At 43.4% G+C, this 25,492-nt stretch carries 21 protein-coding genes; 20 read left to right on the forward strand and 1 reads right to left on the reverse strand.

The window, feature by feature from the left end:
- The first annotated feature begins 171 nt into the window (after positions 1-171).
- From PAENI_RS23655 to PAENI_RS23745, 19 genes are all read left to right on the forward strand, one after another.
- Positions 172-1,920, forward strand: a complete 1,749-nt coding sequence (locus PAENI_RS23655) for an ABC transporter substrate-binding protein (protein WP_149646862.1) — start codon at positions 172-174, stop codon at positions 1,918-1,920.
- A gap of 55 nt (positions 1,921-1,975) precedes the next feature.
- Complete coding sequence (locus PAENI_RS23660) at positions 1,976-2,929, forward strand: ABC transporter permease (protein WP_149646863.1); 954 nt, start codon at positions 1,976-1,978, stop codon at positions 2,927-2,929.
- 16 nt (positions 2,930-2,945) lie between these two features.
- Positions 2,946-3,869: an oligopeptide ABC transporter permease gene (gene opp4C / locus PAENI_RS23665; RefSeq protein ID WP_149646864.1), complete on the forward strand. Its 924-nt coding sequence runs from the start codon at positions 2,946-2,948 to the stop codon at positions 3,867-3,869.
- An 11-nt stretch (positions 3,870-3,880) separates the two neighbouring features.
- Positions 3,881-4,864: an ABC transporter ATP-binding protein gene (locus tag PAENI_RS23670; protein ID WP_149646865.1), complete on the forward strand. Its 984-nt coding sequence runs from the start codon at positions 3,881-3,883 to the stop codon at positions 4,862-4,864.
- Complete coding sequence (locus PAENI_RS23675) at positions 4,857-5,822, forward strand: ABC transporter ATP-binding protein (RefSeq protein ID WP_149646866.1); 966 nt, start codon at positions 4,857-4,859, stop codon at positions 5,820-5,822. Before PAENI_RS23670 ends, PAENI_RS23675 begins: the two co-directional genes overlap by 8 nt.
- Before the next feature lie 210 nt (positions 5,823-6,032).
- Complete coding sequence (locus PAENI_RS23680; protein ID WP_188114659.1) at positions 6,033-6,641, forward strand: 50S ribosomal protein L25; 609 nt, start codon at positions 6,033-6,035, stop codon at positions 6,639-6,641.
- Between the two features lie 323 nt (positions 6,642-6,964).
- Positions 6,965-8,812, forward strand: a complete 1,848-nt coding sequence (locus tag PAENI_RS23685) for a fibronectin type III domain-containing protein (RefSeq protein ID WP_262495699.1) — start codon at positions 6,965-6,967, stop codon at positions 8,810-8,812.
- Positions 8,813-9,231: 419 nt separating this feature from the next.
- Positions 9,232-9,777, forward strand: coding sequence for a hypothetical protein (locus PAENI_RS23690; RefSeq protein ID WP_149646868.1), 546 nt, complete (start codon positions 9,232-9,234; stop codon positions 9,775-9,777).
- Positions 9,778-9,795: 18 nt separating this feature from the next.
- The gene (locus PAENI_RS23695) at positions 9,796-10,224 is read left to right on the forward strand and encodes an HIT family protein (RefSeq protein WP_149646869.1); all 429 of its coding nucleotides are present in this window, start codon (positions 9,796-9,798) and stop codon (positions 10,222-10,224) included.
- Between the two features lie 236 nt (positions 10,225-10,460).
- Positions 10,461-11,105 (forward strand): YhbD family protein, encoded by a 645-nt coding sequence (locus PAENI_RS23700; RefSeq protein ID WP_149646870.1) that lies wholly within the window; start codon positions 10,461-10,463, stop codon positions 11,103-11,105.
- Positions 11,106-11,116: 11 nt separating this feature from the next.
- Positions 11,117-11,803 carry a hypothetical protein gene (locus tag PAENI_RS23705; RefSeq protein WP_149646871.1) on the forward strand — a complete coding sequence of 229 codons (687 nt, stop codon included), beginning with the start codon at positions 11,117-11,119 and terminating at the stop codon, positions 11,801-11,803.
- Positions 11,796-12,452, forward strand: coding sequence for a hypothetical protein (locus PAENI_RS23710; RefSeq protein WP_149646872.1), 657 nt, complete (start codon positions 11,796-11,798; stop codon positions 12,450-12,452). Before PAENI_RS23705 ends, PAENI_RS23710 begins: the two co-directional genes overlap by 8 nt.
- Before the next feature lie 45 nt (positions 12,453-12,497).
- Positions 12,498-14,036: an MDR family MFS transporter gene (locus tag PAENI_RS23715; RefSeq protein WP_076284618.1), complete on the forward strand. Its 1,539-nt coding sequence runs from the start codon at positions 12,498-12,500 to the stop codon at positions 14,034-14,036.
- Between the two features lie 291 nt (positions 14,037-14,327).
- The gene (locus tag PAENI_RS23720; protein ID WP_149646873.1) at positions 14,328-15,287 is read left to right on the forward strand and encodes an ABC transporter permease; all 960 of its coding nucleotides are present in this window, start codon (positions 14,328-14,330) and stop codon (positions 15,285-15,287) included.
- Between the two features lie 17 nt (positions 15,288-15,304).
- Positions 15,305-16,201 carry a carbohydrate ABC transporter permease gene (locus tag PAENI_RS23725; protein ID WP_042190000.1) on the forward strand — a complete coding sequence of 299 codons (897 nt, stop codon included), beginning with the start codon at positions 15,305-15,307 and terminating at the stop codon, positions 16,199-16,201.
- Positions 16,202-16,293: 92 nt separating this feature from the next.
- Positions 16,294-18,129 (forward strand): type 2 periplasmic-binding domain-containing protein, encoded by a 1,836-nt coding sequence (locus PAENI_RS23730; protein ID WP_076300551.1) that lies wholly within the window; start codon positions 16,294-16,296, stop codon positions 18,127-18,129.
- A 141-nt stretch (positions 18,130-18,270) separates the two neighbouring features.
- Positions 18,271-20,016, forward strand: coding sequence for a sensor histidine kinase (locus PAENI_RS23735; RefSeq protein ID WP_149646874.1), 1,746 nt, complete (start codon positions 18,271-18,273; stop codon positions 20,014-20,016).
- Positions 20,009-21,412, forward strand: a complete 1,404-nt coding sequence (locus tag PAENI_RS31975; RefSeq protein WP_188114660.1) for a response regulator transcription factor — start codon at positions 20,009-20,011, stop codon at positions 21,410-21,412. The genes PAENI_RS23735 and PAENI_RS31975 overlap by 8 nt, the downstream gene beginning before the upstream one ends.
- Positions 21,409-23,079 (forward strand): extracellular solute-binding protein, encoded by a 1,671-nt coding sequence (locus PAENI_RS23745; RefSeq protein ID WP_149646875.1) that lies wholly within the window; start codon positions 21,409-21,411, stop codon positions 23,077-23,079. The genes PAENI_RS31975 and PAENI_RS23745 overlap by 4 nt, the downstream gene beginning before the upstream one ends.
- A 356-nt stretch (positions 23,080-23,435) precedes the next feature.
- Here the strand turns inward: PAENI_RS23745 and PAENI_RS23750 are convergent, their stop codons facing one another.
- On the reverse strand, positions 23,436-23,855 hold the full coding sequence (locus PAENI_RS23750) for a MarR family winged helix-turn-helix transcriptional regulator (protein ID WP_149646876.1): 420 nt from the start codon (positions 23,853-23,855) through the stop codon (positions 23,436-23,438).
- 164 nt (positions 23,856-24,019) lie between these two features.
- On the opposite strand from PAENI_RS23750, the gene PAENI_RS23755 reads away from it, so the two are divergent.
- Entirely contained in the window at positions 24,020-25,483 is a 1,464-nt protein-coding gene (locus tag PAENI_RS23755) for an MFS transporter (RefSeq protein ID WP_149646877.1), read from the forward strand.
- The last annotated feature ends 9 nt before the right edge of the window (positions 25,484-25,492 follow it).

A 25,492-nucleotide genomic window follows, 5' to 3' on the forward strand; every position in this document is an offset into this window, starting at 1 on the left:
CTTTTTTTATTTGTCTTAATTTTCATTTGATTCTGTTTATAGAGAATTTTTTTAAAGTTCTCTCTTTACAGAACTCTAAAACCTTTCTATAATGAACATCAGAAGTTATTCATACTTAACAGGTAGGAATTATAGTTATTATTCTATTAGAGAGAAAAGGGAGATAGGTACATGAGAAAAAATGCGATTGTAATCACTTCATTACTGCTTACGGGTTCACTGTTACTTTCTGCTTGCGCTAACAACAGTAATAACGAATCCTCGTCTGGTAACAACGCGGCTGCAGGGTCCAATTCAACCAATGTGGAAACAACAACTCCGGCAGAGACTGTACCTGCGGGTGCGCTAAGCGAGCCTTTTACCGCAACCGATTTGTCCAAACTTCCAGCAGTTGCACAGAAACGTACAGACACCATTATCGTAGGGTTAACGGACCCAAGCGGAGCTTTTACTCCGTATTTTCAGCAAAGTGGTTATGATGGCAATGTATCTTCACTGCTATACGCTTCTCTCGTAACTGTAGACGATAAAGGCGTTCCAACACCGGAGCTTGCAGAGAGCTGGGATGTTTCGGATGATCAGCTTACATACACGTTCCACTTGAGAAAAGATCTGAAATTCAGCGACGGTTCACCATTGACAGCAGATGACGTGGCTTTTACTTGGACGATCCAATACGACAAATCGTATGACGGTAGCTCCCAGCTTCCATCCCTAAATGTTAAAGGTGGCAAAGCCTATAAAGATGGTTCTTCTACAGCGATAGAAGGGATTAAAGTGATTGATCCACAGACGATCTCAGTGACGCTTGAGCAACCAAACGCAACAGCGCTGGTACAGCTCGGCTCGAATGTATTGTCGAAAGCTTACTATGGCAAGGACTATAAATTTGGAGATCTAGAATATATTAAGAAGCTGCATGAGAAGCCACTCGGCGATGGACCTTACAAGCTGGAGAAATTTATTCCGGGGCAAGAAGTGCGTTTTGTAGCGAATGAGAATTATTTCAAAGGTAAACCAAAGACGGAGCATTTCATTTATAAAACTACGGAAGGCGATGTATGGCAGTTCGTAGAAACGGGTGAGGTGGACTACGCTTCCTTTAGTGCGACAGACGAGAATATCGAGAAGCTGAAAGCGCTCGGTTTTGTGAATATTATTCCTTACACTCCAAGTACCTATGGTTATTTGCAAGTCAATCTGAAGCATGAACAGCTCAAGGATAAGCTTGTACGTCAAGCCATTGTGTACGGTCTGGATCGTCAGAGTATTTATGTAGATGCAGCGCAAGGTGCAGGCTCAATTGCTAACATCCCGGCATCCCCTATCTCTTGGTCTTACACGGAGGAAGGCATTAATCCTTACAAATATGATCCGGAAAAAGCAAAACAATTGCTGGATGAAGCAGGCTGGACAGTAGGCGCGGATGGTATCCGTGAAAAAGATGGCAAACCGCTTACCATTCACTACCTCGGCTCTAAGAGCAAAAATACAGATATTTTCATTGCTGTAGCTAAAGAGAATTTTGAAGCACTGGGTATCGATTTCCAGCCTGAGGTTTTTGCAGACTTTAACTCTTTGGTATCTAAGGTAGAAGGCGGGGACTACGATCTCGTATCCTTCTCCACTAGTATGTTGACTGATCCGGCTGACGGGTTTATGCAATTCTTCGATGGAGAAATCACGGATTATGACAATCCGAAATTCCTGGAACTGTACAATAAAGCCTTGGCTACTACTGATATTGAAGCACGCAAAGCGGTATACAAAGAGCTGTACCAGCTCTTCAATGATGAACTGCCTATTATTTTCACAAGTTACAAAAAGACTGTATACGCCTATAACGGACGTATTGAGAATCTATCGGTCAGCCCGTTCATCGGTCTTGCTGGCAGTCTGCCAACTTGGAGCCTGAAATAAATAATCCAGTGTCCCCTGCTCTGATGAGCAGGGGACAAATCATAAGGAGTCTGTCATGAGCGCTTATTTATCGAAAAGACTGTTGTACATGGTCATTATCTTATTTGCGGCATCATTATTGATCTTCTGCCTGTATGCTTCAACTCCCGGAGACTTCATAACCGGAAATATCAAATTGACTGCAGAACGTAAAGCTGAGCTGCGCGAGATTTACGGCTTAAACAAACCGATGCTTGAGCGCTATGGAATCTGGATGAAGAATGCGCTGCATGGCGATTTCGGGTATTCCTTAGCCCAACAAAAGCCTGTGCTGCAGCTTTTTAATGATTATATTTGGAATTCCTTTCTACTGGCTGCCGTTTCCACGTTTCTGACATGGATGATTGCAGTTATTATTGGTGTGATTTCAGCTTATAAGCAATATTCCTGGTTCGATACACTCGTGATGATCGCTATATTCGCAGCAATGTCGCTGCCGTCATTTTTTATAGGCTTATTCCTGATCAAAATTCTGGCCGTCGATCTGAAGTGGCTGCCTCCGGGTGGAATAATCACTACGGGCAGTAATGCTACGGGTCTGGCGTATTTTAAGGAGATTGTAACGCATATGACCCTTCCGGTTGTTGTTATGACCCTCCTTGGATTAGGATCGCTTACCCGTTATTTTCGAAGCAATATGATCGATGTCTTAAAGCAGGATTATATTCGTACCGCCCGTGCCAAAGGCTTAAAAGAACGCAAGGTGCTATTTACACACGCCTTACGTAATGCCTTGCTGCCCGCAATTACACTGGTTGGTTTCGAGCTTCCAGCACTATTCGGCGGATCACTTATTATTGAGAAAATATTCAATTGGCCTGGGATTGGCCAGCTGTATATGCAGTCCTTCGGACTAAGAGATTATCCTTTGCTGATGGGCTTTACGATGTTTATTGCCATACTTACCGTCATAGGAACGTTGCTTTCGGATGTTTTGTACCGGATTGCCGATCCTAGAGTTCGGCTATAGAGAGGAGGAAGCTGACGTGGCAGTTCAAAGTAATGTAGCGGGTATCTCGAAACCCCAGACCACCAAAGGAAAATCCTCTTTATTCCGGCAATCCCTTCGGAGGTTGCTGAAGAACAAGCTGGCGGTATCCGGGTTTGTGGTAGTGATCTTTATGTTTGCGCTTTGTTTTATTGGTCCTTTGTTCTCACCCTATACGGATAACAAAATTAATATGGCATTGATGAACAAGGCCCCTAATATCAAGCATTGGCTTGGCACTGACGCGCTGGGCAGAGATATTTTGACCCGGGTGATGCAGGCAGGACGTATTTCACTAACAGTAGGACTGGCATCAATGGTTCTTTCGGTGTTTATTGGGGCTCTTTTGGGAGCCATAGCTGGGTATTACCGCGGAATCGCCGATCAAATCATAATGCGGATTGCGGATCTTTTATTGACGGTTCCGAGTTTGCCGCTGCTCTTTATTTTTGGAGCATTATTATCAGAGTGGAAGATTCCAACGGACTACCGGATGTATATCGTTATGCTTATGCTCAGCATTGTGAGCTGGCCAGGTATGGCGCGTATGGTACGGGGGCAAATGCTTAGTCTGCGAGAACGTGAGTTTATGCAAGCAGCTGTAGTATTAGGCCTTCGGGATCGGCGTAAATTGTTTAACCATTTGCTGCCGAACATTGTCCCGCTGCTGATCGTTATGGCAACGCTCAACATCGGTGGTGCTATTCTGAGTGAATCGGTTCTTAGCTTTTTTGGGCTAGGTGTTATGCCGCCAACGCCAACCTGGGGCAATATGATTGACGCAGCGAATAATATGATCGACTTCAAGGATCGGCCGTGGCTGTGGATTCCGCCTGGGCTATCCATCTTCGCGACAGTAATCGCGATCAATATTTTTGGTGACGGACTCCGGGACGTACTTGATCCTAAACAGAAGAGGTAGGTGACCCTCACATGAGTGATTTAATGAATATAGACGGTCTAAGTACATACTTCTTCACGGAAGAAGGAAAAGTGAAAGCCGTTGATGATGTAAGCTTCCGTGTCCGTGAAGGAGAGACGGTCTGTATCGTCGGAGAATCGGGCTGCGGCAAAAGTGTAACTGCGATGTCCATCATGGGTCTTGTTGAAGAGCCAGGGGGCAAGGTTGCCCATGGCAAAATTGATTTTCAGGGTGAAGATTTGTTGCAAATGGACAAAAACACACTGCGAGCCATCCGTGGCAACGAGATCGCGATGATCTTCCAGGAGCCCATGTCCTCTCTTAATCCTGTAATCAAGATCGGTGAACAAATTATGGAGCCGTTGATCGTGCATTTGAAGATGAATAAGAAGCAGGCGCGTATCCGGGCGATTGAACTAATAAAACAGGTAGGCATATCTCGACCTGAGCAAATTGCTGATAGTTATCCACATGAATTAAGTGGAGGGATGCTGCAGCGGATTATGATCGCTATTGCTATCGCCTGCAGTCCAAAACTATTGATTGCAGATGAACCGACAACGGCGCTGGATGTAACGATTCAAGCACAAATTCTGGATATGCTTCGTGAAATTAAAGATAGCTCCGGCATGTCTATTCTATTAATCACCCATGACCTGGGTGTAGTCGCGGAGATGGCGGATTACGTGATTGTTATGTACTCCGGAAAGATTGTGGAGGAGGGGGAGGTTGTTGAATTGTTCAACAATCCCAAACACCCTTATACGAAAGGGCTGCTCAAATCGAAGCCAGTTATTAATCAGCGGCAGGATGAGCTGTATTCCATACCAGGCCAAGTGCCAAATCCGCTTGAGCTGGTACCCTCTTGTTATTTTCATGACCGCTGTGAGCATTGCATGCCTGTTTGTGTCAGCCAGCAGCCCCAGCTTAAAGAAGTGGTCAGCAGACAAAAGGTAGCTTGCTGGTTGTATGAGGAGGCGGTTGTTCATGCCTGAGGCATTGCTTGAGGTCAATCATCTGAAGAAATATTTCCCTGTCACTAAGGGATTGCTTAACCGAACGGTTGGGCATGTAAAGGCTGTTGATGATATTAGCATCACGCTTCAGCCAGGGGAGACGTTTGGGCTTGTAGGAGAATCCGGGAGCGGAAAGAGTACGGTCGGACGGACGATTTTACGGCTAACGGATAAAACGGCAGGCGAGATCAAATTCAAAGGGATAGACATTCATTCTTTGTCCCCCGCTGAATTGCGAAATATCAGACCCCAAATGCAGCTAATCTTTCAAGACCCGTATAGCTCACTTAACCCTCGAGTCCGCATAGGTGATGCTATCGGAGAAGCTTTACTGGATCATGGGTTATGCTCAAAATCAGAGGTTCGTGATCGGGTGCTTGAGGCGCTTGAGGCATGTGGTTTATCCTCTTATCATATTGATCGCTTTCCGCATGAATTCTCAGGAGGACAGCGACAACGGATCGGAATCGCGCGTGCGCTCGTGCTGAATCCTGAGCTAATCATTGCAGACGAGCCAGTCTCGGCCTTGGATGTGTCCATCCAAGCACAGATTATTAATTTATTCAGTAAGCTGCAGCAGAGCCGTGGGCTAACCTATTTGTTCATCTCCCATGATTTGAGTGTGGTTGAGCATTTATGTTCAAGAATCGGTGTTATGTATCTGGGATCTATGATGGAGACGGCTTCTAGAGATGAATTATTTAAGAATCCGCTCCATCCGTATACCAAGGCATTGCTAACAGCTGTTCCAATACCTATTCCCAAGCTGAAAAGGGAAAGAATTGTCCTTAAGGGGGATATTCCAAGTCCGGTGAACCCTCCTTGTGGCTGTAAATTCCATACCCGGTGTCCCTATGCTCAAGAGGTTTGCAGGTCTGAAATCCCGGAATTCCGGGATGCTGGCAATAACCACTTTGTAGCTTGTCATTTGGTCTGATAGCTGTCAAAGATATAATGACGATTCGCTCCTAAGTCTTGAATAATTAAAGTCAAATTGTATAATAATACAATTTGACCTTATTTTTGCCTGTGCTCAAAATGTTTTTAAGGGTTTCGAAGCCAGGTTAATGGGGTAATAGAGAGTGGTTAGGTTAGACGTACATATCTAATCGGTCTAGTATAAAATCCCTACTTAGGAGGAATCATCGTGAATACAACAGTACGTTTGACAGAAAGATCCGGCTCGACTTCTTCACAGCGCAGAAAAGGCTTTGTACCGGTAGTCGTGTACGGTGCAGGTTCAGATAGCCAGTCCTTTACAGCGGATGCTAAGACAATTACCGGGATTTTGGCTAATAACCCTCGGGCAGTATTAACCTTGGAATTACCAGACTCGGGTAAAAAGAACGTTGTCATCCAAGAAATCCAGCGCCAGCCAGTATCCAAACAACTGCTGCATATTGATTTTCAACAAATTGATATGAAGGCTAAATTGGATACAAAAGTGGCATTCCACTTTACAGGTGATCCAGTAGGTGTGAAGAGTGGCGGCGTGCAGCAAATTGAATTGCATGAGCTGGATATTCGCACACTTCCAGATAAATTAACGGCATCCTTTGAGGTGGATATCAGTGGACTAGATATTGGTGATCAATTGCTGGTGTCTGATCTTCCGAAGCATGAAGGCTGGGAAGTATTGACGCCTGAGGACACTTTGATTGTCCGGATCGCACCTCCAGCAGCTCAAGAGCCAACCGATGAAGATGCTGTTGAACCAGCTGCAGTCGAAGCTTCTGGTGAAGATAAAGCTGAATAGAATAGTGATTAAATCATAAAGAGCAGATAGAATCCTACCCAAGGAGCTGTCTGCTCTTTTTGTTTTGTCTTCGTGAACACGAATTAAAACAATAAGTGCGGTCTTTCGTATAGTTTCTTAAATGGGATTTATGGTTGTTTCGCCTCATTTAGTTAAAATTTTACAGAAAATCGTTGACGAATAGACCCCAAAGGCTGAAAATGAGGACAATTACCATGGTAAAGAATTCAAAAGTTCCTGTTGTCGCTGTTTGAAAACGCTTTAGTATTATGCTTCAAAGAACTCTCATTGCCCAGTTCATCATGAATATGAGGAGGAAAGTTATGAAGATGAGGAAGCTGTTTTCGATCTTAATGACAAGTCTGCTGGTTATTGGAGTAGCTCTACCTATGGGTGGAAAAGTGAGTGCAGATGCTGCAAGTGACGCTTCAAATCGTGCTTTAATCTGGTTGAAGGCCCAGCAGGATGCAACAGCGGGGTATGCTTTTGAGGGATTGGTAGATAGCTTTGAGGATTTCTGGGGTCCAAACAACCCCAAACAGATTGTATACACGTATGATCAAGCTGTTGCAGCCATTGCCTTTATTGTAAAAGGTGAGCGGACACGGGCAGAGCAGGTGTTGAACAAAATGCGGGACATTCAGGACCCTTCGGGCTTCTGGCTGAACTCTTATTGGTATAACAATGGCTACGGAGAAGAAATTCGTAAACATGTTGGGCCGGTTGTATGGATGGCAATGGCAGCTATGGCTTATGAAAAGCAATATAATGACAGGCGATATCGTCCGATGGCGCTCAAAGCACTCGATTGGAGCTTACAGTATAAAAAAGCAAATGGCAGTATCGCAGGAGGATGGAGTGCTTGGAGTAACTCTGATGAGCCTTGGAGCTCTACCGAGCACAATATCGATATTTACCGGGTGCTGCAGTATTATGCTTCGGTGGATTCCTCAAAGGCTGCCACATACAATAGCGCAGCTACTGGAGTCAAAACCTTCCTGGATAATTATGTGTGGGATGACAGTGTCAAACGCTTCAAGGGAGGCTGGAAAAACGATACGAATCTGATCGACCCTAAAATTCCATTGGACGTGAATCCATGGGGAGTACTGGCTTTAGGAGTATCCGGAACGCATAACTATGGAGCAAGCTTAACTTATGTGGAAAATGCCTCCGGCACCCCGGGGACCCTTGCAAATCCGCGTTACAAGCAGACGCTTACTTACAATGATGCTGGGAATACGCTGACCGGATATGATTTTGACTGGACCGACGAAGTTTTGCCAGCGTATGACGATAATGGGAATCAAATTGGCAATACGGGTGCTGATGTATGGTTTGAAGGAAGCGCATTTATGTCGCTCGCCTACTATATGCAAGGCAATGTATCCAAAGCAGATGCCATTAACACTGAAATTATTAAAAAACAAGGCACAAGCGGTGCTTCGCTTGGGGGAATTCCGTACTCACTGAAAGGGACCAGCAACAGCTATTGGGTGATGGCGCAGCAAAACTGCGTGTCCAGCACGGGTTGGTTAATTCTATCCCTGCATCGATTTAACCCATTCACCGGGCAATACTTGACGGGTGGTGGTAATACTGGAGACACGACAGCACCTACTGCACCTGCTAATCTGACAGTAACCAGCAAGACGGATACAACAGTTAACCTGAGCTGGTCTGCTTCAACTGATAATGTTGGTGTAACGGGATATCTTGTTTATCGTGGAACACAGCAGGTAGCCTCTGTGGCAGATACTACAGCTACTGTTACTGGACTAACTCCAAGTACAGCCTATTCGTTTACAGTAAAAGCTACGGACGCAGCAGGTAATTTATCATCCGCCAGTAATACCGCAACAGTTACTACTAATCCCACTGGAGGCAGCGGAGGCGGTGATCATGTGACGGCTGACTTTACAGCAGGGGTAACGAGACTTTCTTCGACAGAAGCGAGCATTTATATTACACCTGTAACCAGTGCTCTATATGTAGATGTGCATTATAAGGTTAATGGGGGGCCACAGCTTAATTACCGGATGATCAATAGCTCAGGTACATGGAAACAGACGGTGAGTGGGTTAAGTGCTGGCAGCAGTATTGAGTACTGGTTCACTTATGAGAAATCCGGTCCACAATATGATTCAGCGCATTATACCTATGTGCAGTAAGGTTAATGAAAGACTTAAACGATAAGATTTGTAGATAGAGCAAGTAAAATAAAGAAGGCTGTCCCAGATGCCATAGTATTGGCTCGGGAGGGCTTTCTTTTCTTTGTTTTAGGCTATGTTAAATCATATTGTTGATATTTAAGTTTTACGAACGTTTGTTCTGTTATTAAGATGACACTATGGTAAGGAGTTGATTACCCATTGGATTTGAAGGAAATGAAGTAAATTCCAACGGAATCATTCCAAGGTATCGTCGAAATGGACGAGGGGTTTAGTGCAACAAATTTACTTTTACAACGTATATATAGTGCTTCCATATTTAGGGATATTAAAGGGATTAAGAGGAATGTTACTGAAGTATATCTACGAACTAACAAGGTTTTCCATTAGTATTAATTCAAATAATTAGAGGTGATTTCATGAACAAATCTGGATTTATATTTTTTATTGCTGCAATTATATTTTTAATATCAGGATGTCAAAAGGCTGGTTCCAACGATGAATTAGCTAAAGCGCAGGTGCAGGTTAGTGCATTAGGATCATCATTTAGTATCCCTACACTGGATGGATATGAAGTTAGTTATGTACAACATAAATTCCCTCCAAAGGACAAACAAGGCAACTTTATTGGAGATAATCAAGAAGTTTTAGTCACATATACGAAAAACAAAGGGAAACTGGAGAAGTTAACCAAGGAACAAAAAGCGTCCAATGAAAGAGAAATCATCTACGGACCTTATCAAGGAGAAACACTCATTGAAATAACCTATAGCAATACTCAAGTTGATTTGAACGATGCTGATATTATTGATATTAGCGGCAATCAGGTGCAAAAAATAAAAAAAAGTGATTATACGTTTTTAGCATTCAATGCTTCAAAAGGTTCAATCACTTTAAAGTTCAACAGTTTGGATGAGGTTACAATTCTAAGCATTGCTCAACAAGTAGTAAATGAAAATAAATAGGATGGAGTGCTGCTGTACATGGAATGCTTAGGATGTAGAATCGCTAACGGTATTGAACCTGACTTGAATATTGTTTATGAAAATGAATTTATTACTTGTGTGCTTGATATTGCTCCTTTTAATGAAGGACATACTCTAATCCTCCCCAAAAAGCATTACTGTGATATCGAAGAGATGGAGTCAGAGACTGCTTATGCTATCATGGATGCTTCGAAAAAACTTTCAATTGCTTTGAAGAGCTTGTTTAAACCTGACGGAATAAGAATTTGCCAAGATGGAGGGAAGTTTAACGACCTTACCCATTACCATATGCATCTCATTCCGAGGTACGAAGGCGATGGATTTATCTGGGGTGAACCATTGAATCCACATGGTGCTGAAAAACGATTAAGCCAAACCAAAAAAAAGATTCTGAAGACATTAAGTGAGGAAAAGAGAAGGAGTTGATAAAGACTCCTTCTCTTTTTCTCATAAATTAATATGTATAGCTTAAATCAAAGAATACAGTGCGGGTAAAAGAGCGAAGATCCTCCTCTAGACGGAGGTTCACTCTTTTCTTGTGTCGTAAAATCTTGGAGGGAAACTTTAATGCAATGATTTGTTTCAGTAGGAGATTTAAGGGGGAGTGTTTTATTTACAACGTAACAGTGTTATGTTACGATGTTTTCGAGGAGTGATCGCATATGGAAGATGATTTGATTTCGAAGAAGCAACTGCTGGATTTAACCGGTATTTCATATGGGCAATTGTATCGCTGGAAAAGGAAGCAGTTAATCCCCGAGGAATGGTTTATTCGCAAATCTACCTTTACTGGACAAGAGACTTTTTTTCCTAAAGAGATGATCTTGTCGCGAATTCACAACATTGTGAATATGAAAGATGGGCTTTCTTTGGATGAAATGGCTGATAAGCTATCGGATAAGGCATCCTTTGAGAAGGTGATTGTAACTGCTAAGGAAATTATAGAACGTAACATTGTTTCGACAACAACGCTGAGGAAATTTGGAGAAAGTCTCGGTGATGAAAGTAAATATACTTTTGAGGGGCTCGTTCATTTATTCGCTGTAGACCGCCTGCTTAGTGCTGGGGAAATGAGCATGGAGGAGGCGGAGCTTCTGTTTCGCACTTTGCAGGAGAAAGTTTCAAGGCTCGAGAGTGGAAGCTGGGAGTTGTTTTTTGTCCGGAAAATGGGGGTTTCATCCTTCATTCTGGCACAAGCGCCCGCGGAGTTATGGTTTGATGAAGGGGTTAGATTAGTCAGTAAAATGACATATGCAGATTTGATCGAACAATTGAAAGGTAAGCTTGCCTACAAGCTTGTTGAATAGGAGGAAGAGTAATGGACAAACATCAGCTGCCTGATTTGATAATAAACGGGGTTAGTGGTGGGGCTGGAGGTACTTACAACAACGTAAACATGGATGGTGTAGGTAAAGTAGTCGGACCGATCGTGGCGCGAATGTTTAAAGGAAATGGGCATATGAATTTGAATGATGATCTCACAGCAAAAGAAGCAGAATGCAACGGGGTCATCAAAGTGATGGGTAATATGCGTTTTGGCACCCTAAAGGTGGATGGGGTTCTTAATGTAGGTAAGAGTTTTCGAGGTGAAAGCTGTACCCTTAACGGAATGGTGAGTATCAAAGGGGATTGTGAACTTGAGGATTTCGTAGGTGAAGGTAGCTTTAGTGTTGGTGGTTTACTAAGTGCCGGTCATGTGGATTTCAAACTGCAGAGTCAAGGGAAGGCTAATGAAATTGGTGTGGAAAGCCTCGTGATACGGCAAGTGAATAATGGGTTTTGGAGTAAGATGTTTAGCGGAATCATCCCTAAACTTCGGCCTGAGCTATGTGCTCGAACGATCGAGGGAGATTTTATAGATGTAGAATATACAACTGCGGATATCATCAGAGGAAATATTGTCATTATTGGCCCAGGCTGTACACTCGGACGGGTAGAGTATCGCGAACAAATTACAGTGCATCCAGAGGCTAAGGTTGGAAAGGTGGAGAAGGTCGGTGAATGATAATCTGAAAATAATTGGAACGACATCTTCAGCCGGTGGTTCTTTCAAAGATGTTAAGATCACTGGAGAATGCAAATTCGCTGGAGATGTGAATTGCGAAAAGATGAATCTGACTGGAAATGCCAATATAGCTGGAAATCTGCATATGAAGCAAATGAAAATCACTGGCGAAATTGCACTCGAAGGTAATCTTGAAGGGGATTCCTTACGTGGACAGGGTGAAATAAAAGCAGCCTCCGTAAAAATCGATGAGCTTCATCTCTACGGAAATTTGGATGTGAAGGGTGATTGTGAAGGGGAAAAATTACAAATTTCTGGTGCCTTAAGCGTAGCTGGATTACTTAGTGCTGAGCATTTGGAGATTAAATTGTTTGGTCCAAGTAGTGCGAAGGAGGTTGGGGGCAGTATCTTAACCATTAAGAAGAGTAAAACTGGAAGACTGCTGCATATGATGAAGCCAACTTCGAAAATACTGTTTGAAGCGGGGCTAATCGAAGGCGATGCTATTGATCTGGTCAATACAAAGGCTAGTATGGTAAGGGGAGAACGAGTAATCATTGGTCCGGATTGTGAAATAGAAACGGTGGAATTCCGTGATACACTAGAAGTTCATAAGCACGCAATAGTGAAGCATCAAGTGAAGATATAAAGATAATTTTATAGTTATTTTTTGAGAAAAAGAGGAGTGGAACATATGAGTGCTGCCAAATCGCCCAATCTGGGTATTGTAATCGCAGGTCTCCTATTAGGAATTCTTATGGCCTCCATGGACAGCACCATCGTTGCAACTGCAATGGGTAATATTGTTGGGGAGCTTGGTGGAATGGACAAATTTGTCTGGGTGACATCAGCCTATCTCGTAGCCGAGATGGCGGGTATGCCCATTTTCGGCAAGCTGTCTGATATGTATGGTCGTAAGAAGTTTTTTATTTTTGGAATTATCGTATTCATGGCGGGTTCGGCTCTCTGTGGAACGGCTGATACAATAACTCAGTTAGCTGCGTACCGGGCCATTCAGGGCATTGGTGGCGGGGCGCTGGTGCCAATCGCTTTTGCCATCATGTTCGATGCTGTTCCGCTGGAGACACGGGGCAAGCTCGGCGGGGCATTCGGAGCAGTATTTGGATTGTCGAGTATATTTGGTCCATTACTGGGGGCGTATATTACCGATCATATTGCTTGGCAGTGGATATTTTACATTAACTTACCCCTTGGACTGTTGGCTTTTGCGATGGTCGTATTCTTTTATAAAGAATCGCATGAGCATTCTAAACAGCCCATTGACTGGTTGGGCGCGGGTACGCTGCTTGGTTCAGTCATTTGCTTAATGTTTGCGCTGGAGCTAGGCGGGAAAGAGTATGCTTGGAATTCTTCCATGATTCTTGGTTTATTTGCAGCCTTTGCCATCCTTGCAGCAGTGTTTCTTGTTGTAGAGACTAGAGCGAAAGAACCGATTATTTCCTTTGCTTTGTTTAAAAAAAGATTATACGCAGTGAGCATTATCTGTGCACTATTTAGCGGTGCAGCCTTTATTGTGGCTTCTGTGTATATTCCGATCTTTATTCAAGGGGTATTGGGCGGATCAGCTACAAATTCAGGACTTGTATTGCTACCAATGATGGTTGGCTCAGTGGTTACAGCTACGATGGGCGGATTTCTGATGTCAAAAACCAGTTACCGCAGCCTGCTGATTCCTACATTCGCACTTTTGGTGATCGGTACTGGACTTGTAGCGACACTCACGCCGGATGCTTCACGACTGCTTGTTACTTTATATATGATTTTAATTGGGCTAGGGATTGGTGCTTCATTCTCAGTGCTAAGTACGGCATCTATTCATGGATTGACGGCACAGCAACGTGGCTCTGCCAGCGCAACGCTGAATTTCATTCGTTCACTGGGCATGACCATAGGCATTACCACCTTCGGTATCATTCAAAGTCACTATTTCTCAGGCAGTCTTACCAAGCTACTCTCGGCTAATGGTGGAGGAGCGGCTCCGGCGGGAGCTATGGATTTTAAAGATCCGCATGCTTTGCTCTCACCTGAGACTAGGGCGCTCATTCCACCTGAAATTCTGGGTAAGATTACAGCTGGGTTATCCTCATCCATTGTAAACACCTTTGCTTGGGCGGTGATTCCTGCAGCTTTAGCGTTATTGGCTTCGTTCTATATGGGACGTCAGAAGATGGATGCCTCTGCGGAGGGGGATGTTCAAGCGTCTGGGCATTAGCATGTAGTCTAGATAATATTCGTTTGATTATGTTTCAATGAAAATAGACATATAAAAAAACGACCACCACTTCGGGTACTTCCTAAGTGGTGGTCGTTTTTTGTCTAAAGTCATATATGCCCTCCATCACTAGTCCCACAAACAGGTAGAAAATGGTCGATTGTACTGCGAATTTGGTTCACAAGTATCTGACGGTTTCCCTGATAAGGCGTTCTACTCTCTATCTCGCCAGAAGCTCAGATTCTGATACTCTGAAAACGTAATCAAAATCTGGGTATAGGAGATTCCGATATGGGGGTACCTGCTGGCGAACTGATTCCCAGCGTCGATCCGGTTCATCGATCCCGCTGGAAGATGAAGAACAAACATAAGTTGTTCTTCATGGCTTTTCCATTTCTTGTTGTCACTTTTATTTTCTATTATCTGCCGATCAGCGGATGGATTTATGCCTTTTATGATTTCATTCCCGGAATACCGTTGTCTGACACGCCTTACGTTGGTTTGAAATGGTTCAAGACGATTGTATCTAATCCGACGCAGACCGCAGAGGTTCTGCGGGTGCTGAAGAACACGCTTGCCATGAGTTCACTCGGATTAATTACATCCATCTTTCCAGTGATCTTTGCCATTATGTTGACTGAGATTAAGTCAGGCTGGTACCGCAAGTTGGTGCAGACACTAACCACGATTCCAAACTTTATCAGCTGGATTCTGGTATATGCATTGGCATTCTCGTTGTTCTCTGTAGATAACGGTGTCATCACTCACATTTTAGTGCAGCTTGGAGTGGTTGATGAAGGATATAACTTCTTAGCCTCCAGCTCAAATATTTGGGTCACGATGATCATTTGGTACTGGTGGAAATCGTTAGGCTGGGGTGCCATTCTCTACCTTGCTTCAATCGCAGGCATTGATCAGGAATTATACGAAGCTGTTGAGGTGGATGGAGCAAGTCGGTTCCGCAAAATTTGGCATATCACCATTCCAGGTCTGATTCCAACCTTTTTTGTACTGCTTCTGCTCTCCATAGGTAATCTAGTCAATAACGGGATGGAGCAGTACTTTGCCTTTCAAAATGCGATGAATAAGGATTCTATTGAGGTGCTGGATCTTTATGTATACAACATCGCTTTCGCGAACAACTTTCCTTTTGCCACCGCCGTCAGCATGTTGAAATCGGTTGTCAGTGTAATTCTACTATTCGCAGCGAACACGTTGTCTAAGATGGTGCGTGACGAATCTATCATTTAAGTCAGGGGTGATCCCACTTGAGAAAGAAAAAACTAACGGCTGGAGAACTTATCTTCCAGATTATGATCTATACGCTCTTTGGATTGTTCACCCTGTCATGCATCTACCCATTCTATTATTTGTTCATCAATACGATCAGCTCGAATGATCTTAGCGCAGCGGGGGATATCAAATTTTATCCAAGACAGATCCATTTTGATAACTATAGTAAGGTGCTAAGAATCAGCGGTTTAGGACATGCGGCAACAGTCTCCGTGTATAGAACGGTTGTCGGGACGTTGCTTACTGTGGGGTCTTCAGCTTTTTTAGGATATTTGTTCACCAAAAAGGAAATGTGGGGCCGGAGTATTTGGTACCGGAGTGTCGTGGTTACGATGTATTTTAGCGCAGGTCTGATCCCTTGGTATATAACAATGCACAATTTGCATCTGACCAATAATTATCTGGCTTATATTTTGCCTACGATTATTACGCCATTCAACATCATTCTGGTCAAAACCTTCGTTGAAGCCATTCCTCCATCCCTTGAGGAGTCAGCGTCTATGGATGGCGCTGGTTACATGCGGGTGTTCTGGAGCATTATTGTACCGCTTACTACGCCAATTTTGGCTACGATTACGATTTTTTCTGCAGTGAATCAGTGGAACTCATTTATTGATACGGCGTTTCTGATGACAGATACGAAGTACTTTACGCTCCAATTCTTGTTATGGCGTTATTTGAACGAGTCCAGCTCGCTCGCAGCATTAATTCGTAATTCACCAGATATGGCCGCTAGTGTAGCGAATATGCAGACTCCAACCTCTGTACGGATGACCGTAACGATGATCGTCGTATTGCCGATTCTAATCGTGTACCCATTCTTCCAGCGCTTTTTCGTCAAAGGGATTATGATCGGTGCGGTTAAGGGCTAATGAGCTACCGGATTGGTAACGAAATGGGGTTTTCCTCTGCTAGGAGCAGAGCTGAACTATATGTGAAGATACGAAAGGGAGGGTATAAAGCAATGAGACTAAGAAGAGCATCGCTTGTCATGCTATCCGTAATCCTGGTCTTTGTTCTGGCAGCATGTGGCGGGGGGAATAATACGGCTAACTCGGGTAAAAACACGAGCACAGAGAAGCCTACTTCCGCTGCAACGAATGCGCCGGCGGAAGAAACAGCAGCACCGGATGACGGAGCACTTGATCATTCCAAGCCGCTGAAGCTGACCGTATTCTCTACAACAGCTAACTATGCGGGTCCACAAACCGGGTGGTTTGCCAAAATCATCAAAGATAAGTTCAATATTGAGATGGACATTGTTGCTTCAAACCTGACAGGTGGAGATACCAAAATCTCTGCAATGATGGCTTCCGGAGATCTTGGGGATATCATTATTTTCGGTGATGACAAAAACCATTATCCAAATGCGATCAAAGGAAAGCTTCTCTTAGACTGGACACAAGACGGACTTCTGGACAAATACGGAAAAGACATTGGGAGTACGTTCCCAAAAGCTATTGAGAAAGCAAAGGTTGCTTTTGGTGGTGGATCATCAGTGTTTGGCATCGGAAACAGCGTAGCTTCTAATCCATCTGGACCTTCTGAAGGGAAAGATATGACTTGGGGGCCAGACCTGCGATGGGATCTTTATCAACAAATCGGAGCACCTGAAATTTCAAAGATTGAAGATTATTTGCCCGTGCTGAAAAAAATGCAAGAGCTTGAACCAAAAAATGAGCAAGGAAAGAAAACCTATGCTTTCTCGATGTGGTCTGACTGGGACGGTAACTATAAAATGACACTGGCTAAACAGTTCGCCAACATGATGGGCTATGACGAAATTCCTGATACTGCTGTATATGTTAAAGCAGACGAAGAGAAATATTATGATTTCTTATCCGAAGACAGCTGGTATATGAAATCGCTCAAACTGTATTTTGAAGCTAACCAAATGGGTCTGGTGGATCCAGATTCTATGACACAAAAATTCGACGATGTTGTAGCGAAATACAAGGATGGTCGTCTGTTGTTCTCTTGGTTCCCGTGGCTAGGGGCAGCAAACTACAATACACCGGAAAGAACAGCAGAAGGAAAGGGGTTTGCATTAGTTCCGTTCAAGGATGAGCTGATGTATTCCACTGGCTTCAATGTATACGGTGGTAACGGTATTATAGCAATCGGTGCAAAAGCTAAAGAACCTGCTAGAATTATGGAATTCATTAACTGGATGTATACTCCGGAAGGTGCAATGATCTCTGCAGGAAGCGGAACAGCGGTGCCTAACGGACCTAAAGGTCTAACCTGGGATATGGATGCAAGCGGTAAACCTGTCGTGACTGACTTTGGTTGGAAGGCTTATGCCGATCAACAGAATACACAAGTGCCTGCAGAATATGGTGGTGGTGACTACTACTACGGCTCTAATCAAATGAACTTCTCTTTTGTAGTTCCGGCGATGGTGAATCCAGACAATAAAGAGCCATACGATCACAATCTATGGACGACAACCCTAGAGCGTAATCCGTCTAAGCTTGATAGTGACTGGAGAGCGAAGATGGGCGTTCTGACGCCTAAAGAGTATTTTGAGAAAAATAATCTATTGGCCGTAGCACCACAAGGCTTCACTGGAAAAGAACCATTGATGATGGACAAAACACTGGAGCAAAAGAACAAACAAATTGGTACGGTCATTCAACAAATTTCTTGGAAAATGGTTTTTGCTAAAGATCAAGCTGAATATGACAAATTGAATAAAGAAATGCATGATAAGGTGAATGGCCTCGGCTATGCCGAAGTTATGGATTTCTCGATTAAAAAGGCTGAGGAACTGTTCGAGGCTCGTAAAAGCGTGAAATAAGGTGTGATTAGAAAAATACAAATAGGGCGGGGCGGCGTGGAGGCTGTTCTGCCCTATTCTATTCAATTAAGGATAAATGTGGTATTCTCACATTGATATATATATAGAACGCTTACAGGAAGAAGGAAGAGGATCATTCGGATGGTAAGAGTACTTAAGCGTAATCATACCCCAGTTGTCAAATCCTTACGGAATACCTTATTCATCTATCTAGTTATCGGAACACTTCTTCCGCTTCTCTTAGTAGGATTCGTAACCTACACCTCTATTTACTCTATTCTTTCAGGGAAAATTGGCAATGGTATAAGTGCAAGCTTGAAACAGGAAGCCTCTAGCTTGGAGAATGCCATCGACAATATGGATTTTGCCTCTAAACAGTTTGCGCTGGATGGTCAGATTGTGGAAGAAATGTCCTCATTTATTCAGGAAAAGCAAATTTATCGCAAATCGCAAATGATGAACTCCATCAACCAGAAGATCAACCTCGTTAATTTCACGAATCCCTACATTGGACTTACAGCCTACATTATGCCAAGCAGTGATGATCCGGTTCTGTTCACGAATATGAGTGCGCGCAGAAATTTCGATATCAGTACGTTACCTTCTTTTATGCGATATAACGGAGCTGATTATTATGGGCCGCATTCTACGATGTATGCCGTCGGCGATAATCTCGTGTTCTCAGAACAGCGCATTGTACGCGTACCAGGTGAACATAAGCTATATATTTATTTAGAGACGAATTATAGCCTGCTTCGCAAAATATTTAATCAGGAATCATACGGGATGAAGGTTAACCACCTGCTTGTGAATCAACAGGGCACTAGCACTTATGTCATTGATGGTAAATTACCTCAAGGAATTATCAAAGCTGCTGGAAGCAACTCTAATCTATCACATGAAACACTTACCGGATATCATCTGTTTCGATACGCTAGTCCACAGGGATGGAAGCTTATTGCAGTAGTTAAAAAGTCCGAATTCAACAGTGAAATTTATTCTTGGTTCTATAAAATGATCCTGCTCGCGTTCTCGACACTACTCTTTGCCGGAGTTCTGGCTTTGATGATCTGGAAAAAGATTTATGGTCCTTTGCGCAAGGTTAACCTTGAAATTAATCGAATGGCGGAAAATGTTACCTCTCCGGTTTCCTTCACGAATGTGGAAGAGTTTGATTTTGTGCTTAGTAACTTCCAGCAGATGAAGAAACAGGTGAATGAGCTGATTGTTGCGGTAGCCCATAATGAGAAGCAGAAAAGCCAATTCGAGATTGAAAAGCTACTTAGTCAGATTAACCCTCACTTTTTGCATAATACATTGAATACGGTACAGTGGATGGCAAGGCTTAACGGTCAGAAGGAGATCGACAAGCTGGTTACTCTTCTTGTAAAGGTGCTGCATTATAATCTGGGCAAGCAAAGCATCATTGTTACCCTTGGAGAGGAAATTGAAGCGATCCGAAATTATATGGAACTGCAGCACATCCGTTATGACTATGAATTCGAATTTAACGTGGAGGCTGATGAGGATGTATTGTCTGTGGCTGTCCCCAGGTTCTTACTTCAACCTCTTGTTGAGAACTCGATTTATCATGGACTAAGCGATAATGGCAGGGTGGACGTCTTGATTACAGAGCATGGTGAAGGAGAAGTTCAGCTGTGTGTAAGAGACAATGGGGCTGGAATGGATGCGGATACGTTAGATCAACTGCTGTCAGAGGATGGCGCCAAGAAACGGGGGCTCGGAATCGGATTCTCGTACGTGAACCGGATGCTCAGAACCTACTATGGAGAACAAATGAAGCTAGAGATGTACAGCAAGCTAGGGGAAGGTACGGTTGTATCTATCGTGATCCCGAGGAAAGGTAAGGAGGACTTCGATGATTAAGGCTGTAGTGGTTGATGACGAGAGACTTGTGCGGAAAGGCTTCATATCTCTAATTGATTGGTCATCCTTAGGGGTTGTGATTGTCGGTGAGGCGGGAGATGGTAAATCGGCCTTGGAACTACTTCAACAACAGGATGTGGATCTGTTATTTGTAGATTTGACTATGCCCGGCATTTCTGGGTTCGAGCTAATTAAACTAGTAAGGCAGCGTTTCGCAGGTATTCGCTGTGTTGTGCTTACTTGCCATCATGAGTTTGACTATGTGCAGGAGGCCATGCGTTTAGGAGCCGTTGATTATATTGTCAAAACTCTATTGGAGATGGAAAATGCGGACGAGACTATACGTCGCCTGGTCGATCGCATCAAATGGGAGGACAATACAAGGGATGCACTGGTTCATGGTGAAGGTAAAAGGATAGCTGCAGGCAAGGCACTGCTCTATTTACCATTAAGCAGCCACTGTAATGAAGAAGAGTTATTTCACCTATCCTTCGTGAAGAATAATCCGCTGATTACCTTTCATGAGATGTGGATGTCGCCCTTGCTTCACCGGTTCTCGGAAGAGGAGGGGAAGCGTGAGCTTAAGAACCAGCTTTCTGGGAGATGGCAGACCGCGCTCATCAGTGGGTTAAGAGATCAGTCACTACAGGAATTGGAGGAGCAGCTCACCACGAAGCTTCGGCATATGCTATTTTATCATTCTAGTGCTGAAGAACTGACCTTTCTGAATTATGAGGAACTAAAGAAGGAAATAGCGGTTCCCCATTTAAAACCGGCTGAAGCTGATCTATTCGCGCAAGCTCAAAATCTCAAGTGGACGATTGATGGAAACGAATGGGAGAATTTTGTAACGAACATACTCTTGCAGAAGCCAAGGCAGGATAGATTTCTAACGTTCGCCCATTCCCTTTTGCAAAGCTGGAGTTCTTTACTTTTGAAGTCAGAGGATGCTGTTCAACTGGAACGGGATATTTCGTTTAATTTGAACTGGTGCCATTGGAAGACCTGGCTGCGCCGATTTTCTGATCATGTGGGAAGGAGAATGCTCGAGCTAGGATTGACTAAAGAGGTGATGTCTTGCCTTATTCGCGCAGTTCGTTACATGCAGAGCCATGCAGGTGACAAAATCAATCAGAGCGACGTAGCGGCGGAAATTAATATGAGCCGTGGTTATTTCAGTCAATGTTTCGCTCGTTTTGCTGGGGAGACCTTCGGTGAATGTTTACGGGGAATGCGACTTGAGTTGGCTAAATCATTATTGCGGGAGACTTCATTACCCGTCTGTGAGATTGCTTCAAGGTCTGGCTTTGAAGATGACCGTTACTTCAGTAGACTGTTCAAAGAACGTATTGGTCAACTCCCGAGTGAATATCGTTCGGAGGGGAAGGACCAATGATGAGATTATTTAGATCCATCCTCTTAATTGTAATGATGATCGGACTTACATCATGCCGTGACCAGAACAAAACAGTAGATTCTACTCGAAGTCCTCAGGGTGAGGTCGAAGATGCTTCTATAGCGTATAGCAAATACGAAGATCCGATCGTGATTCGTGTAGGATTTAAGGTTCCCGATTCCAGACTAAATACAGGTGACAGCAACGACAACAATCCAATCACCCGTTATTTGGAGAGCATTACGAATATCAAGGTAGTTCACTCTTGGGAAGCGAAGGGTGAAGATGCTTTTAATCAAAAAGCACAGCTTGCGATCGATAGCAATGATTTGCCGGATGCGATGGTTGTTGATCGAGATCAATTGAAGAAACTCATTGATAATGACATGGTAGAGGACCTTACAGAGACCTACAATGTATATGGCTCTGATTTAATTAAGGATATGTACAATTCTACTCAGGGTGAGGCATTATCCGATGCTTCTCGATACGGCAAATTATACGGATTGCCTAATGTAGCCATTGATGCGGATTCGCCTGTTCTGCTCTGGGTGCGTCAGGATTGGCTGGATAAACTGGAGCTGCAGGCACCGCAAACCTTCGAAGATATTGAGAACATAGCGAAGGCTTTTATTGAGAAAGACCCCGATGGCAATGGCAAAAGAGATACGGTCGGACTTAGCGGCTACAAGAATATCATCTATGGGACAAAGCCATTAGTAAATGGTCTGGATGCTGTGTTTAGTGCATTGCATGCTTTTCCCACCAATTGGATCAAGGATAACGCTGGGAATATTGTATATGGATCCATTACACCTGAGACCAAACAAGCGCTTGCCAAACTGGCTGATTGGTATAAAAGAGGGTTGCTGGACCCTAATTTTGCACTTTATAAAGAAACGCAAGAGCCTATTATTACAGGGAAATCAGGCATGTTCTTTGGCCCGTGGTGGATGCCATATTATCCTTTGTCAGAGGCGGTTGCTCTCGATACGAAGGCAGAATGGAGAGCGTATGCTGCTCCACTTGATGAGTCTGGTAAGTTTGTTGCTCATTTGGCTCCGGTAACAGACCGATACCTTGTTGTGCGTAAAGGTTTTGAGCATCCAGAGGCGATTATGAAGCAGTTGAACGTGTTTACAAGACTTGAGAGAAGACAAGACCCTAATTCGGAGGAAGTTAAGAAGCTGGATGATTTCTCTGCGCAAACAGGAATTCAGCTGCGTGCTTATTATCCGTTTGACCTTTTAATTGATTATTCGGATGCGATAGAGAAACATTATGCAGATATCCAGCAAGCTTTGCATGGCAAAATAGACCCGGATACATTAAATCCAGATACCCGTCTCATTTATGATCAATGGGTGGAGGACACTGAACAACCAAAGAAAGATCTGGAAGGCTGGAAAGCAGCGAATGCATATAAATATGGAGTTGCCGTCTTAACCTCAACTGCTATTGAGGGGGTGCGGGGAGTATTTTACGGAAACACCCAACTAATGAAGAGTAAGTGGACGGAGCTGCAAAATCTGGAGAGCGAGACATTTTTAAATATCATTGTGGGCGATTCACCGCTTAGTGACTTTGATGTTTTTGTAGCGAAATGGAAGAGCCTTGGTGGGGATGAGATTACGAAAGAAGTTGCTGAGACCGTAAAATTGAAGTGAACACGGGATGATATAGATTTTTTCGCTAAAAGTAGCGGAGTGAATGGACTGATTGTGGAAAAGTGGAGTGTCCTCACCAAGGAAACGGGAGCACTGATCGATAATTAGGGAATTCCTCCCTGTAATTCTGAGATTTCTGCTCATCTGACTAATAATTAGGGAATTTCTCCCTATAATTTCGCTGATTTGTTGGCAAATACCGATATTACTCTGATTTTTAGGGAGGATTTCCCTCTTTCTATTCATTTGAAACATTTACCAGCTATTTTCAGGGAGCTTTTCCCTAATAATTCTCAAAAAAAGAAGCTGTCCCTTAGGTAGCCTTTACTACTTTTGAGACAGTTTCTTTTTTTGTCCTATTCTTCGTCAGTGCTGATTTTTTGAAGTAAGTTGCGAAGCTGCTCTACTTCCTCGCTGGTTAATTTACCAACTAGGCTCTTGTTGTAATCATCTAAAATAGACTGAAGAATTGGCGAGAAATCGATTGCTTTAGGCGTTGGATATAATAGTTGAGAGCGTCGATCATTAGGATCTGGTTTACGTTCAATATAACCCGAATTCTCTAATTGCTTCACGGAGCGTGCGGTGGTGGCTTTATCGAATTTTAGTTCAGAAGTTAGTTGATCTTGTGTAATCCCTGGTCTGGAAGTAATTAGTTTTAGAAAACTATGTTGCCCGCCACTACCTATTCCATAGGGCATGAATTTTTTTACCAATTGCTTTTGATTTTGACGATGAAAATAGGAAATCAACTTTCCTATAGGCTCTTTTTCCAAGATATAGACACCTCTTTGGGTTTATAGTTCGCGCATTTGCTACTCTGAGACAAAGTGTACAATAAAGTCGTTGCGTGCGCAACTAAATTGATGTACACTGGGTAAGTAAGTTTTGTTGCGTACGCAACTAAACGTTGATTATATATTCAATGAGGTGTTAGTTTATGAGTTCTATTAGCGCAACCTATCAGGAAGACAAGGAAATTCAGAAGAAACGCTGGATGATTTTAATTGTTTTGAATATTTTCACCTTCATGTCCACACTTGATGGTAGTATTGTCAACATCGCTCTGCCAGAATTATCGAAACAATTGAAGCTGCCTATGGCACAAATCGAATGGGTAACCACAGGATATTTGATGGCAATTTGTGCTGCGATTCTTTTCTTCGGGAAGCTTGGAGATATTGTCGGGAAGATTCGAATCTTTAAGATTGGTACGATAGTTTTTGTTATTGGTTCTATGCTGTGTGGATTTAGTTTAAGTTTACCTGCATTACTTGCTTCGCGTGTCATTCAGGCTATCGGAGCTTCGATGACAATGGCGAACAGCCAGGGAATCGTTACGGATATCTTTCCTGCCAATGAGCGGGGGAAAGCGCTTGGTTTCATAGGTACATTCGTGTCTCTGGGAAGTATAGCTGGTCCTAGCTTAGGTGGGATTATGGTTTCGACATTAGGCTGGGAGTATATTTTTTGGGTGAACATTCCTATTGGAGTGATCGCTATCCTGTTAGGCTGGAAGGTACTGCCTAAGGATTTAACTAGGACGAAATCTACAATAGACGTTCCAGGTAGTTTACTCTTCGCTATTTTTATCATAAGTTTATTCGCAGGGCTTTTATTGGGACAGCAGCTCGGTTATGGCGATAGCTTAATTGTGACGTCTTTAATCGTAGCTATAGTCAGCTTCATTGCTTTCTTATGGACGGAGCTTCGCCGGAAAGAACCGCTACTGCAATTGTCATTATTTAAGAATCCGTTGTTTTCATTAAGTATTTTATGTGGGTTCCTCGTGTTTACAGCGAACTTCTGCTTTAATATCATCGCGCCGTTTTATGCACAGAATATGCTGAATCTATCGCCCTTTGAAGCGGGATTCCTGTTGATGTTATTACCGATATGTATGGTAGTCGTAGCACCAATAAGCGGCGCTTTATCGGATAAAATCGGGTCTGAATTCCTAACTTTTGCAGGGCTGGTAGTCATGGTTATTGCTCAGTTTGGATTAGCTGAGCTTCATGAAGGAAGCTCTGTTGTGCTGGTAGGCGTGTGGATCGCTATGTTAGGAATAGGGAGTGGTCTGTTTCAGTCGCCAAATAATTCGCTTGTGATGTCCAAGGTGCCTAGAACTCAGCTTGGTTCTGCGGGCAGCGTCAACTCGCTTGTTCGTAATGTGGGGATGGTCGTTGGTATTACGATAGCTACGACGATTCTCTTTCATGTGATGAGTAGTGAAGCTGGTTATCGGGTAACAGGTCTAGTTCCAGGTCGACCAGAGTTATTTATCAGTGGGATGCATGTAGTGTTCATGACTTCGGCATCCATATGCTTTGTAGCTGCACTGCTAACGGGTTGGAGAATGATTAGTGCAAGAAGCGCCAGAGTGCAGACTTCGGAAAGACCATAAGGAATAAAA

This window comes from Paenibacillus sp. B2(2019), from assembly GCF_008370385.1.
GTDB lineage: Bacteria > Bacillota > Bacilli > Paenibacillales > Paenibacillaceae > Paenibacillus_AQ.